The organism is uncultured Sphaerochaeta sp., assembly GCF_963676625.2.
Lineage (GTDB): Bacteria > Spirochaetota > Spirochaetia > Sphaerochaetales > Sphaerochaetaceae > Sphaerochaeta.
In genome coordinates this window covers 120,545-133,524 of the sequence record NZ_CAXXYB010000009.1, presented here as the reverse complement: position 1 = coordinate 133,524, position 12,980 = coordinate 120,545, and the positions used below count along the sequence as shown (strand labels likewise).

Below are 12,980 nucleotides of genomic sequence, written 5' to 3'. Positions count from 1 at the left end.
AATTTCCATTGCAGTTTTGCGAGAATAATGGTTAAATTGTTGCAGAATGTTTCTAAAAGGGGAAGAGGAAAGCAATGACTGTCACGAAAGAAAAAAGAAATCTTGCGATTGCCGGAACTATCATAGGTAGTATTGCAGCAATTCTTGTTTTGTTGGGGAATCCGAAGAACATGGGCTTTTGTATAGCATGTTTCATTCGAGATACTGCAGGAGCACTCTCCTTGCACTCCGCTGCAGCCGTCCAATATGCTCGGCCAGAGGTAATGGGTCTCTTGCTTGGGTCTTTGATCATCAGTATGGTCAAGGGAGAATTCAAACCACGTGGGGGATCTTCTCCGTTCACAAGGTTTGTAATTTCGTTTTTTGTCATGATCGGAGCCTTGGTTTTCCTTGGTTGTCCTTTCCGTTTATTGCTCCGCCTTGCAGGTGGCGACCTGAATGCCGTCGTCGGCTTCTTTGGCTTCGCAAGTGGTATTATTGTTGGCTCTCTTTTGTTGAGCAAAGGATTTTCCTTGGGAAGAAGCTACAAGCAAAGCAAGGTGGAAGGTTCTGCAATTAGTTTTGCTACATTGGCTCTGTTGGCAATCCTTCTCTTTATTCCTGCTTTGCTGAAATTCAGCGAAAAAGGTCCTGGTAGCCTGCATGCACCTATTTTACTCGCTCTCGCCGGTGGCTTGGTCGTCGGGATCCTTTCCCAGCGCAACAGATTCTGTATGGCTGGAGGCATCCGCGATCTCTTCTTGTTCAAGGACAATACCCTGTTCATTGGTTCTTTGTTTGTATTCCTGGCTGCCTTGATATTTAATTTGATCACTGGGGATTTCCATGTCTCCTTTGCAAATCAACCAATAGCCCATACCAATTCCCTTTGGAATTTCCTGGGCATGGCTTTGGTAGGGTATGGTTCGGTCTTGATCGGTGGTTGCCCACTCAGACAGACAATCCTTGCCGGTGAGGGAAGCAGTGATAGTGCCATGAGCGTACTTGGAATGCTGGTAGGAGCTGCTTTTGCCCACAATTTTGGGCTTGCTTCCTCTGGTGCCGGTGCTACAACCAATGGAAAGGTTGCCGTAATCGTTGGTTTTGTAGTTATTTCACTGATTGCCGCATCCGTGATGCGAAAAGCAAAGAACTAGGAGGAAAACAATATGGAAGTTGATGCACGAGGGCTTTCCTGCCCACAGCCGATTATTGAGACAAAAAAAGTTTTGGATGGAAAACCGGAAAAATTGACTGTTTTGGTCGATAACCGGGCAGCTTTGGAAAATGTTACCCGCTATGCCAATGCAGCAAAATATTCAGTGGAAACCAAGGAAGAGGGAGAGGGATGGACCCTTTATCTCAGTAGGATCTGATGGTTTATTATGCGACTTTTTTCACCCATTTTGGTGCAATCCAATTTAGGGAATTTGCAAAAAAAGAACAGTTTGACTGTACCTTGATGCCAGTTCCCAGGGTTTTGTCTTCCTCCTGCGGGACTTGTGCCCGCTATGAGGCAAAAACCTGGGATACTGGTTTTGTCGATGAGGCCTTGGAAGGCATCTATGGTATCGACGAGGCAAAAAAGATTCAGGTATATTTCAAGGCCAAGGAGTAATCATGGTTAAATTGACCTCAATGGTAAAAACCTCGGGCTGCGCTGCAAAACTTCCACCTGCCCAATTGCATGAGGTTCTGGAAAGCTTGCCTTCAATGCATGATGAGCATCTGGTGGGTGGTTTTGAAAATAGTGATGATGCGTTGGTCTATCGGTTGGATGATGGGACTTTGGTAATCCAGACGGTTGATTTTTTCCCGCCTATGGTTGATGACCCGTATACTTTTGGGCAAGTGGCAGCCGCCAATGCCTTGAGTGATATCTATGCCATGGGCAGTGAGCCGAAGATTGCCATGAACTTGATGATGTTTCCTTCTTGTCTTGATCTTGATGTGATGCGACAGATCCTTCTTGGTGGCTTGAGCAAGGCAACCGAGGCCGGGGCGGTGATTGCCGGGGGCCATACCATCTCAGACCCAACTCCAAAGTATGGGCTTTGTGTCACGGGTTTTGCCAAGGAAGGAGAAGTCTGGGCGAACAAGGGTGCCCAAGAAGGGGATCTCCTTGTTCTTACCAAGAGCCTGGGGGTAGGGATCATAAATACTGCGGTAAAGGCAGAAATGGCTTGTGAAAGCGCTGCCCAGGCTGCTCTTGAGAGTATGACGACTCTTAATAAAAGAGCCAGGGATGAAGCTTTGTCCCATATCGTTCATGCTGCTACCGATATTACCGGATTCTCTTTGCTCGGACACTGTCAGGAAATGGCTGTGGCCAGTGAGGTGCAGTTGGTTATTGAAAGTGAAAAGGTACCAGTGCTTCCCTATGCAGAGGACTATGCAAATCTTGGGTTGAATCCAGAAGGTATGTATAACAACCGCGATTATATCGGTCCTTGTGTTGATATGAATCCTTTGGTGAGGCAAAGCCTCAAGGATGTCCTGTTTGATCCCCAGACTTCAGGAGGCTTGCTTTTTAGCATGCCAAAAAAAGATGGATTGGCTTATAGCAAGAAGACGGGATTCCCAATCATAGGGTATGTTCAAAAAAAGGGTGACAAGCCTTTGTTGGTTATGTAGTACTGTTTTAAAAAAAACTTAGAGAGATAAAAAAGGGATTGTACCGTTTACAGTTAGAATCCCTTTTGTTATGTGGAAAAAGCCTACATGAAAAGGAACCCAAGCCTATTGGATTTTCCTGGAATCCAGCACCCTATTGATACTTCCCGCATTCTTTCCAAGCAATTCGCTTGCTTTCAATGCCGTAATCTGCAGACTGGACATTATTATGGCAATCTTTACGTTTCCATTGGCTTCTGCATACAGCTTTGCCGCTTTTTCCGGTCCACAATCGGTAATTTCATCGATGAGTCGTTTTGCCCTATCGACTAACTTTGCATTCAGGGGCATCAAATCCACCATAAGGTTGTTATATACTTTTCCGATACGGATCATGGCTGCAGTTGTAAGCATATTGAGTACCAATTTCTGCGCAGTCCCTGATTTCATCCTAGTCGAACCTGTTATGATCTCCTGACCCACTGAGAGAAAGATTTTATGCTTTGCATAGCAGAAAACTTGTGATTCCTCGTTACAGGAGATTGCCCCTACCGTTGAACCAAGTTCCTTCGCATAAACCATGGCCCCTATTACGTAGGGAGCTTGCCCGGAAGCCGTTATTCCTACCAATACATCCTTCTTGGAAAAGCCTTTTGCCTTGAGGGACGTGACTCCAGCTTCAAAGTCATCCTCAGCTGATTCTACAGCCGAGGTCAAGGCAGGAATCCCCCCGGCGATAAGTCCTTGCACCATATCGACAGGAACCCCGAACGTAGGAGGGCATTCCGAGGCATCCAGGACGCCCAGTCTGCCTGAGGTTCCAGCCCCAATATAAAACAATCTTCCGCCATCATTGAAGGAAACAACGATATCATCAACCAAGCTTGCGATTGTCGGGAGCATCTGTTCCACGGCAACAGGTACTTTTTTATCTTCATTGTTAATGATCTGTAAAATTTCCAACGTAGATTTTGTATCGATTTTATAGGAAGCAGGATTTCTTTGCTCGGTGGTTGGTAACATAGAATTCACGTAAGGACTCCTTTTATTTTACTGCCCCTGCTGTCATGCCCTTGATGAAATACTTGGACATGAAAAGATATAGTATCAACATCGGCAGAATTGCGATGGATAGTCCTGTAAAGAGAAGGTTCCAATTAGTGCTATATTGTCCAAAGAAGGTACTTAATCCAACAGGAAGGGTCTTCATCGCATTGGATTGCAAAAAGACCAGGGGAAAGAAGAAATCATTCCAGATAGGTACTGCATTGTAGATGGTAACCAGGGCAAGGGCAGGGGCTACCATGGGCATGACAATCTTCCAATAGATGGTAAAATCATTGCAACCATCTATTCTGGCGGCATATTCCAGCTCAACAGGAACAGATTTCATGAACCCCGAGAGTATGAAGACGGTGGAAGGAAGTCCCATTGCCATGAAAATCATGATGACAGACAAGCGTGAATTAATGAGTCCCATACTCTTGATAATCAGGAATAACGGAATGATTGCCGCTTTCAAGGGGAGCATGATGCCGCTGAGAAAAAGCATGTAGACCAGTGTATTTCCCTTATACGTATATCTGGCAATCCCATAGGCAGCCATTGATCCAAATAGAATGACAAAAAACATGGAGACCAGGGTAACCAGGATGCTGTTGTAAAAGAAATGGGAGAATCCCTTGTCAATCCAGACTGTTTTGAAATTTTGCAAAGAGAATTCGGAAGGAAGTGAGAAGGGAGTGGAGAGAATGGCTCTATTGGTCTTGAAAGAAGACGTAAACATATTGAATAAAGGGTAGATGATAAGTATTCCATAGAGGCACATGATAATGATCATGACAGTGATGAATATTCGTTTGCCAGGTGAGGCTCCTTTGTAATGGAAATCGGTTATCATAACTGGACCTCCTTTCGCTTGGTAAAAAACACAGAGACCAAGGAAATTGCAAACGTAAGCAAATAAATGATCAACCCGATGGCGGATCCTATCCCGATTGAAGGTACCCCGGCATCTACGGAGCCAAAGGCCGTCCTGTAAAATAAAGTTCCGATGGTATCTGTCGAATAGTTGGGAGCACCATCAAGACCTGTCATGATATACACTTGTTCAAAGACATTGAGACTTCCTATGACTGTAAGAACCGTAATGATGGTAATCGCCGGGATAATCAGGGGAAATATGATTTTCCAGAAAAGCTTCCATTCCCCGACGCCTTCAAGGTAAGCGGCCTCCAGGCATTCCTGGGGTACCCCGTCAATGGCTGCCAAGAACACAAGAGAGGGAAAACCAACCCAGCGCCAGATGTTTACCAGGATAATGGAAGGGGTTGCCAGTTGTTCTGAACCAAGCCAGGCGCGTTGCAGATTTTCAAGTCCTATGAGTTGCAAGAAATTATTCAAGAGCCCGGAGGGTTTGAGGTAGATACCCCATAAGAAACCGACAGCAACTATAGAAAAGAGAACCGGGATGAAGAAAAGTTTCTTGAATACTTGGGCGAAGGGAATATTCCTGCTTAATAAATAGCCGAATAGCAGGCCCAAGGAATTTTGGATGAGCATCGTGGATACGAACCATGTCAGGTTGTTTCCCAAGGCATTGAGAAATCGTTCCTTGTAAGGATAGGAGCCAAGAAGCTTATGAAAATTATCCAGTCCGACAAAATCGCTTCTGATAAGCTGGTTCCAGGAAAAAAGGCTGTTATAGAGCGTCAAAAACAGAGGAAGGAGGATGAATATCCCCACAACCAACAAAGCCGGTGTAATGAACAAGGCAATCCACGAGGCCTTCTGTATTTTGCGTTGGTTCATGGTAATTCCTTATATGAAGATTCAAAACCATACAGGTAGTTTTCAACAGGCCTGTATGGTTTTTCCCTAGGATAGATCTATTTCTGGAAAGGCTTGTAGTATGAAGCTATTCCATCTTGAATTTGCTTTGCAGCATCGGCGGGGCTAATCGTTCCTGCCATTACTCCTTGTGCGGCAGCTTGCCACAAGGAAGATCCTGTTGGCTGGTTATACCGAAAACCTACAAGGAAGAGATATGGAGTTGCATTTTTCTGCAGCTCAAGGACCTGGGCGATGAACGGATCGGAGGAAGCATCAACCCCTGGTACAGAGGTTACCATCTTCATGTCCGAGACGATTGACTTCCCGAATTCCTTTGAAGAAAGGAATTTCATGAATTTTACGGCAGCTTCCTTATTCTGGCTATGGGCGTTCATGGCAAAGTTCATGTCTGCATATACTGAGACATAGGCAGGATCTGTTGCCTTTTCCCCAGGAATGCCAAAGATGCCAAAGTTGAGATTTGGATTTTGTGCCCTGAAATAGGCTGCCTCATAGGAGCCTGCGATCAAATGAGGTGAGACTTCATTAATAAAGTTCGATCTCATATCATCATACCCAATACCCATGTACATCTTGGGCATATAGGCAGTAAGGGATTTCATCTTTTCCACCATCTTGATGAAAGATGGATCCTGGAAATTCTTTTTTCCTGTAACAACTGCATTGAAGAAGTCTGTTCCGCCGTAGAAGACGGGTCCCATGCCTCCCAGCATTGTCTCAAGGGTCCAACCATCCTTGGCACCGTTGCCCAGGGCCGTGTAACCTGCCTTTGCAACTGCATCAAAGTTGGCGATGAGTTGGTCCCAGGTCTTGGGAACAGAGAGTCCCAGTTTCTTGTATACATCGATATTATAATACATGAATACGGTCTGGCTTACCGCAGGGCTTCCATAGACCTTGCCGTCCGTTGGTGAGGTAGCTCCCAACAAAGCAGTTGCCGAGTAGTTTTTGAGTTCAGGCATCCATTGTTCCAAGGGTTCCAGAAATCCAGAGTCAGCATAGGTGGCCAAGCCGCCGTAGGCCCTACCTTGGAAGACATCAGGCCCTGAACCTCCTGAGAGGGAAGCTGCCAATATGGTATTGTATTCTGTGTTCTTATAGGCAGTCTGTACCACTTGGATGTCAGGATTCTCAGTTTCAAATTTTGCAATCTGGTTATCGTAGAACTCAACATCCTCAGGACGCCAGGTCCAGAACTGCAAAACTGTTTTTTTTGCGGAATCGGCAGAACTTGTTTCGACTGTTCCCGTTGCAAACAAAGTACCGGTGGCAAGCAGTGAAATGAGCAGGAAAGCAATTACATTTCTTTTCATTGAACTTCTCCTTGATTTGTGATTTCTTGTAGTGGAAGAAAATTGCCGTGTATATGAATGATTTTGAGGCTCCAAGTTATCTTTTGTCAAGAAAAAATAAAATTATGTTTTAGTAAAAATTTGATGTATATGAAAAATATTTTTAGAAATTGCCAATTATAATAACCGATGCTATGATTGCATCATGTTGGAAGCTGGCTGCCCAAATCTGCAGTTTCTCTCTGGTTTTTCTTCATGGTGGCAAAGCCTGACGACCATTGCCTTGAAAATTCTTTTCATGAACCAGACACGAAAAGAATGGGACTTATGTGAATTTTGGTAGGAATATAGATAGCAAGTTCTTTTCAGAAAATATATTACCATACCTGAAGAGGATACTGAAACATACGCTTTCAGGTCAGTGAATTGGAGGAGGGAAACATGTATATAGTCGTTCCGATCAAGCAAGTTCCGGAAACCAGCAATGTCAAGATGGATCGCGAAACCGGTACCATGATTCGTTCTGGTTCCGATGCCATAGTAAATCCCCTTGATCTCTATGCCTTGGAGACAGCCTTGCGCATCAAGGAAAAAACGGGTGCAAGAATTACCGTTCTTACCATGGGACCTGCCAATGCTGCAAAGGTGCTCAAGGAAGCCATCGCCATGGGCTGTGATGATGCAGTGCATCTATCGGATAGGGCTTTTGGAGGATCCGATACCTGGGCTACTTCCTATACGCTGGCAGAGGCAATAAAAAAACTTGGCAATGTTGATCTGGTTATCGCAGGGGAGAGAGCTACCGATGGAGACACCGGTCAGGTTGGACCAGGCCTTGCCAGTTGGCTCTCCATGAGCCTGGTAACCTATACCTCTGCTATCGAAGAGTTGACTGACACCTATATTGTCGCGGAACGTTTGGTGGAGGAAGGATATCAAAAGGTAAAGGCGATGCTTCCCTCTGTTTTGACGGTAGTAAAGGAGATTGCCTCTCCCCGGTTGCCTACACTAAGGGGGAAAAAACGAGCAATGGCCATGGATATTCCTCTGTGGGGAGCCTTGGACCTTAATCTTGATTCCACGAATCTTGGACTGTTGGGTTCTCCAACCAGGGTAGTGAAAATTGAGAGTCCCAAACTTACCAGATCCTGTAAGGTTGTGACGGCTTCTGAGGAAGAAGCCATACCGGGTGCCGTGGATGAACTGCTGCAATTCCTATCCAGTAAGGATTTGCTGACCATGAGGAAAGTCAAATGAACGATATATGGACACTTTCGGAACAACATGAGGGGAGACTCAAGGATGTTTCCTTTGAATTGCTGGCAAGAGGCAGGGCTTTGGCAGATGAAGTTGGTTGTAAATTATGTGCGGTCATCCTGGGAAATAAGTGTACAGAAGCAGAATTGTCGAAACTGTTTCACCATGGTGCCGACATCGTCTATTATGTAGAGGATCCTTGTCTTGGTGATGTTGTATGCGAAACGTATGCCAACGTACTGGCGTATTTGATCAGTGAATATAAACCGCAAGTATTGCTTAGTGCGGCAACAACTACAGGACGTAGCCTTCTTCCCTATCTGGCAGTCCGGATAAAGACGGGGCTTACCGCCGATTGTACGGAACTTGCCATTGAAAAGGGAACAGGAAATCTTTTGCAGACACGCCCTGCCATCGGTGGGAATATCATGGCTACCATCAAGACTCCCAATCATAGACCCCAGATGGCAACAGTACGGCCAAAGTCCTGCAGGGCGCTTGCCAAGGATGAAAAACGGACAGGGGAATTGGTCCACATCACATGGAATCCTGCCTGGTATGACAAGAGGGTGCAAGTTCTTTCGACTCGTGAAGAAATCGGCAATGAAGTCTCCTTGGAAGAAGCTGATATTGTGGTTGCCGGGGGAAGAGGGTTGAAGAAGCGGGACAATTTTCATCTGGTAGACGAGCTGGCAAGTTGTCTCGGTGGCCAGGTCGGAGCTTCTCGCGATGCAGTCGATCGTGGATGGAAAAGTTATCCACATCAAGTTGGGTTATCGGGAAAGACGATTTCTCCAAAGCTGTATATAGGTATCGGCATTTCGGGAGCAGTCCAGCACTTGGCAGGAATAAAAACTGCGGAGTGCATTGTAGCTATCAACAACGATGAAAATGCAAATCTGCTTCAGGTTGCCGATTTTGCGATAGTCGGGGATCTGTTTGCAATCATCCCAGAATTGCTAAGGCGCCTTGGCACACAGGATAGAGAGAAATGAATACATATACAAAGATAACCCCAGAAATTGTTGCAGAACTGTCACAGATTGTGGGTAAGGGCAATATTATCAGTGATCTGGAACGAATGGAAAATTATGGACATGACGAGACCTCCGCCGTTGATTATGGACATATGCCTGAAGTGGTGGTCAAACCAAGGACAGCGCAGGAAATAGCCCAGATTATGCAATTGGCTACCCGGTTGCATATCCCCGTGACTCCCCGAGGTGCCGGTTCAGGGCTTTCCGGGGGAGCAATTCCCATTTTTGGGGGAATTGTCCTTTCCGTGGAGAGAATGAACCAGATTCTCGAAATCGATGAGAGCAATTTGACTGTGACCGCGGAGACTGGAATAATTACCAATGAATTGAACAATCAGCTTATTTCCCATGGGTTGTTTTTCGCCGGTTACCCCATGAGTCTCGAAACGTGTTTTTTAGGTGGTAATATCGCCGAGAATGCTGGAGGGGGAAGGGCTGTCAAATACGGCGTTACCGGTAGGTATGTTTTGGGTTTGGAAGTGGTCACCCCTGAGGGCAAGATAGTTACACTTGGTGGAAAGGTAACCAAGGATGTCAGTGGATACGATTTGAAACAACTGTATATAGGGTCGGAGGGGACTTTGGGAATTATTACCAAGGCAACGATCAAGCTTTTGGGAATGCCCAAGGCGAAATCCGATCTTCTTGTACCGTTCAAGACTCCAGAGGAAGCAATAGCAGTCGTTTCGGTGATCATGAAAAAGGGACTGATACCTACAAGCATGGAGTTCATGGACAGGACTTCCCTGGACATGTCCTGTACTTATCTGAATGAAACACTGCCTCTTGAAGGTGTCGGTGCGATGTTGCTTATTGAAATTGATGGTACCGATGATAGGCAGGTGGAACAGGAGTTGATGGCAGTAGGGGATATCTGTGAGGCAAACGGGGCGATGGAAGTCTACATTGCAGAGGACAAGAATACCCAAGAGCGTATCTGGGCAGTGAGAAGAAACATTGCCGAGGCTTTGAAGGTCTATAGTCCTGTCCAGAGCTTGGAAGATATCGTGGTTCCCATTGGATTCATTCCCCAGGTATTGCCGGAACTTACCAGACTGTCCGAAAAATATGGGGTGACCATTCCTTGCTATGGGCATGCAGGCGACGGCAACCTCCATGCGACGATAGTAAAAGACCCCAAGACTACCCTTGGGCATTGGCATGATATCGAACCAAAGCTATTGCGAGAACTCTATGCCTTTATCGTAGGGAAGTTAGGAGGAAAAATTAGCGGTGAGCATGGTATAGGTATCAAGCGACGGGAATTTCTCAGGGAAGTAATCCCCGATGCCGAATATGATTTGTTCTGTACCTTGAAGAAAGCCTTTGACCCCCAGATGATCATGAACCCAGGGAAAATCATAGAGATTCGCTAGTTTGATCAGGTTATGTGGTAAATTGGCTATGTAGTAGTAGCGCAAAATCTACCCCAGAGGTTATTAAAACTTCTGGGGTAGGATATATAAAAGTTTATACGGCTTTTTCCGTCAAATCATTGTACCAGACATTCATGCTCTCAATTGTACCGGCTATATCAGTATTGTTCTTGAGTCTTCCCCCGTACACATACCCGGACTTGGCAAAGGTAATGTTCATTCCCTTTGATATTGCCCTGGCAATGGTGAAGGCTGTCTTGATTCCTCTTTTTTTGGTTTCGTGTTCGAGAAAACGCAAGAGATGGGAAGCATACCCGTTTCCCCTGAAGTCAGGTAACGTTGCAAAATCGGTCATTTCTGCATGCAGATGATCTTGTGCAAAATTACATTCGGCCGAGGATAGGGCAACCAGCATTCCGTTCTTTTCGATTCCCGCAAAAACGGTACTGCCTTTAAGAGAGGCTTCGATGAATGAAGGATCATCAATAGGGAAGGGATAGGAAGAAAATACTTGCTTGTATATGTAAGACATACGTGGAATATCTTCCAATGTGCAAAGCCTGATTTTCGTTCCCTTTTTCAATGGGGCCAAGGTTGCGTATTTTTTCTCCTGTGCCATGGTAAGCACTTTGGCATATTGTAAGCTGTTTTCTTCATTGGCCCTCGAAGGATTCATATACTTACTGAGAAACAAACCGTTCTCTTGACCGCCATAAAGTCCTTTGACCAAGGCTTCCCTGGAAAAACCTGCCTGCAGGAAGGGTTCAGTCTTTGATTTCGGAACCTTCGTAAAAATCTTGCCGTACCCATTCTTCTTTGCAAGACTACTCATTTCGCCGATGAGCGTGAGAGGGTCTGCATCGTGGATATCCATAAGATATACTCGGCTGTTATTATGTCCATGCTGTAGCAGGGCTCCACTAAGCGTGAGTGTTACATCATACAATGACAGCCTCCTCTTGTTGATACCCATGAGTTGCTTTCTCGTGACCCTCGGGAGTCATGGAGTAACTCTCTTCATAATCGCAAAGCAGTCGCTCTATTCCTATTGCCTTGTATTCATCGGCATCCTGGAGCTTGAGTTCTAGGCTGCATTTCTCACAATTTCGATCGCACGTGGTGGGAACGTAGGTCCTTGGTTCCTGATAGGTAGTTATTACACCTTCGTAGTTGCGCAGGATGACCTTGTTGGTGGACCAGGAAATGAGATAATTGGGCATTACCGGAATTTTTCCGCCACCTCCGGGTGCATCGATGACATAGGTAGGAACACAGAGCCCACTGGTATGACCTTGCAGACTTTCCATTATTTCTATGCCTTTTCCTACGGAAGTCCTGAAATGGGAAAGTCCTTCGGAAAGATCACACTGGTAGAGATAGTAAGGACGTACCCTGTTTTGTACCAACTTATGCACCAAGGATTTCATGATTCGAGGGCAATCGTTGACCTCATTGAGCAATACTGATTGGTTTCCCAGAGGAATACCGGCATCAGCAAGTTTTGCCAGCGCTTTTCTGGAAGAGTCGGTCATTTCACGGGGATGATTGAATTGCGTATTGAGAAACAAAGGGTGATGCTTTTTGAGCATGGCTACCAATTCATCGGTAATCCTATAAGGAAGTACAACTGGAACCCTGGTACCGATCCGTATGATTTCGACATGCTTTATTTTTCTCAATTCAGTAAGGATCCAGTCAAGATATTCATCACTGAGCAGAAGAGGGTCCCCTCCGCTGAGCAGGACATCCCTGACAATTTTATGGTCAGCGATATATTTAATTCCCGCTTCGATGCGTTCACGATCAGGTATGCTATCGATATCCCCGACTTTTCGTTTTCTGGTACAGTGCCTGCAGTACATGGCGCAGGTATTGCTGACCAGAAAGAGAACCCTGTCAGGATAACGATGGGTCAACCCGGGGACAGGACTGTCAATATCTTCATGAAGAGGATCTTTCATATCCCAATCCATGATTTTCAGTTCCTGTACTGAGGGAACCGATTGCTTGAAAATTGGGTCATTCTCGATGGAATCGTTTTCATTTGGGTCGACTTGGATCAGTGAAAGATAGTACGGGGTGATGGACATGGGGAATTTTTGTATGGTCTTTTCAATGTCTTTTCGTTGTTTCTCGGGAAAGGAATAATTCAACAAGGTCTCAAACGTAGCTATATCGCGGATACAATGTTTGATCTGCCATTTCCAATCGTGCCAATGGGCATGATCTATGACTGTATCGAAACGATCGATGATTTGTTGTTGTGATTCTGAAAAAGGCATAAGAAAAACTCCTTGGAGGTAATGCACGGTACGTACATTTCGGGCTGTTTTTGGGACACGACTTTGCAAGCAATACTATTGCTTACGCTATCCCCTAAAAAGGCATTAACATTTTCGCTGTAACCTAATTATAACACAGATAATGAATAACTGCAACGGACCATTGAAAGGCATTACAAAGCACTTGAAAAAAGCAGTATTCCGTACTACCAGAAATACTATTTTCAAGGTGAATTAATTTGAAGATAAAGACAAAAAAAGATTATTTTTTTACAAAAATTCCATAGGGAT

Annotated in this window: 13 protein-coding genes; 7 read left to right on the top strand and 6 right to left on the bottom strand. The window is 45.2% G+C overall.

The features are described 5' to 3' along the window. Positions 1–74 precede the first annotated feature (74 nt). From yedE to selD, 4 genes are read left to right on the top strand one after another with little or no spacing between them, the layout of a single operon-like run. Positions 75–1,136: a YedE family putative selenium transporter gene (gene yedE / locus ACHZBG_RS14550; RefSeq protein ID WP_320130188.1), complete on the top strand. Its 1,062-nt coding sequence runs from the start codon at positions 75–77 to the stop codon at positions 1,134–1,136. A 12-nt stretch (positions 1,137–1,148) separates the two neighbouring features. Beyond that, complete coding sequence (locus ACHZBG_RS14545) at positions 1,149–1,355, top strand: sulfurtransferase TusA family protein (RefSeq protein ID WP_320130187.1); 207 nt, start codon at positions 1,149–1,151, stop codon at positions 1,353–1,355. After that, entirely contained in the window at positions 1,355–1,597 is a 243-nt protein-coding gene (locus ACHZBG_RS14540) for a DUF3343 domain-containing protein (protein ID WP_320130186.1), read from the top strand. Before ACHZBG_RS14545 ends, ACHZBG_RS14540 begins: the two co-directional genes overlap by 1 nt. Before the next feature lie 2 nt (positions 1,598–1,599). Further along, complete coding sequence (selD, locus tag ACHZBG_RS14535) at positions 1,600–2,613, top strand: selenide, water dikinase SelD (protein ID WP_320130185.1); 1,014 nt, start codon at positions 1,600–1,602, stop codon at positions 2,611–2,613. A gap of 105 nt (positions 2,614–2,718) precedes the next feature. On the opposite strand, the gene murQ is transcribed toward selD, so the two are convergent. The 4 genes from murQ to ACHZBG_RS14515 form a co-directional block, all read right to left on the bottom strand. Continuing rightward, a complete protein-coding gene (murQ, locus tag ACHZBG_RS14530) occupies positions 2,719–3,615 on the bottom strand; it encodes an N-acetylmuramic acid 6-phosphate etherase (RefSeq protein WP_320130353.1) in 897 nt (298 codons plus the stop codon). Between the two features lie 22 nt (positions 3,616–3,637). Then, entirely contained in the window at positions 3,638–4,492 is an 855-nt protein-coding gene (locus tag ACHZBG_RS14525; RefSeq protein ID WP_320130184.1) for a carbohydrate ABC transporter permease, read from the bottom strand. Next, a complete protein-coding gene (locus ACHZBG_RS14520; RefSeq protein ID WP_320130183.1) occupies positions 4,489–5,403 on the bottom strand; it encodes a sugar ABC transporter permease in 915 nt (304 codons plus the stop codon). The genes ACHZBG_RS14525 and ACHZBG_RS14520 overlap by 4 nt, the downstream gene beginning before the upstream one ends. Positions 5,404–5,480: 77 nt before the next feature. Continuing rightward, positions 5,481–6,758 carry an extracellular solute-binding protein gene (locus ACHZBG_RS14515; RefSeq protein ID WP_320130182.1) on the bottom strand — a complete coding sequence of 426 codons (1,278 nt, stop codon included), beginning with the start codon at positions 6,756–6,758 and terminating at the stop codon, positions 5,481–5,483. A gap of 420 nt (positions 6,759–7,178) precedes the next feature. Between ACHZBG_RS14515 and ACHZBG_RS14510 the strand changes: the two genes are divergently transcribed. The 3 genes from ACHZBG_RS14510 to ACHZBG_RS14500 are packed head-to-tail and all read left to right on the top strand — an operon-like array spanning position 7,179 to position 10,407. After that, the gene (locus tag ACHZBG_RS14510; protein WP_320130181.1) at positions 7,179–7,994 is read left to right on the top strand and encodes an electron transfer flavoprotein subunit beta/FixA family protein; all 816 of its coding nucleotides are present in this window, start codon (positions 7,179–7,181) and stop codon (positions 7,992–7,994) included. Next, complete coding sequence (locus tag ACHZBG_RS14505) at positions 7,991–8,989, top strand: electron transfer flavoprotein subunit alpha/FixB family protein (protein WP_320130180.1); 999 nt, start codon at positions 7,991–7,993, stop codon at positions 8,987–8,989. Before ACHZBG_RS14510 ends, ACHZBG_RS14505 begins: the two co-directional genes overlap by 4 nt. Continuing rightward, a complete protein-coding gene (locus ACHZBG_RS14500; RefSeq protein WP_320130179.1) occupies positions 8,986–10,407 on the top strand; it encodes an FAD-binding oxidoreductase in 1,422 nt (473 codons plus the stop codon). Before ACHZBG_RS14505 ends, ACHZBG_RS14500 begins: the two co-directional genes overlap by 4 nt. Before the next feature lie 94 nt (positions 10,408–10,501). Here the strand turns inward: ACHZBG_RS14500 and ablB are convergent, their stop codons facing one another. Next, entirely contained in the window at positions 10,502–11,353 is an 852-nt protein-coding gene (gene ablB, locus ACHZBG_RS14495; RefSeq protein ID WP_320130178.1) for a putative beta-lysine N-acetyltransferase, read from the bottom strand. Then, entirely contained in the window at positions 11,346–12,689 is a 1,344-nt protein-coding gene (gene ablA / locus ACHZBG_RS14490) for a lysine 2,3-aminomutase (protein WP_320130177.1), read from the bottom strand. Before ablA ends, ablB begins: the two co-directional genes overlap by 8 nt. Positions 12,690–12,980: the final 291 nt, after the last annotated feature.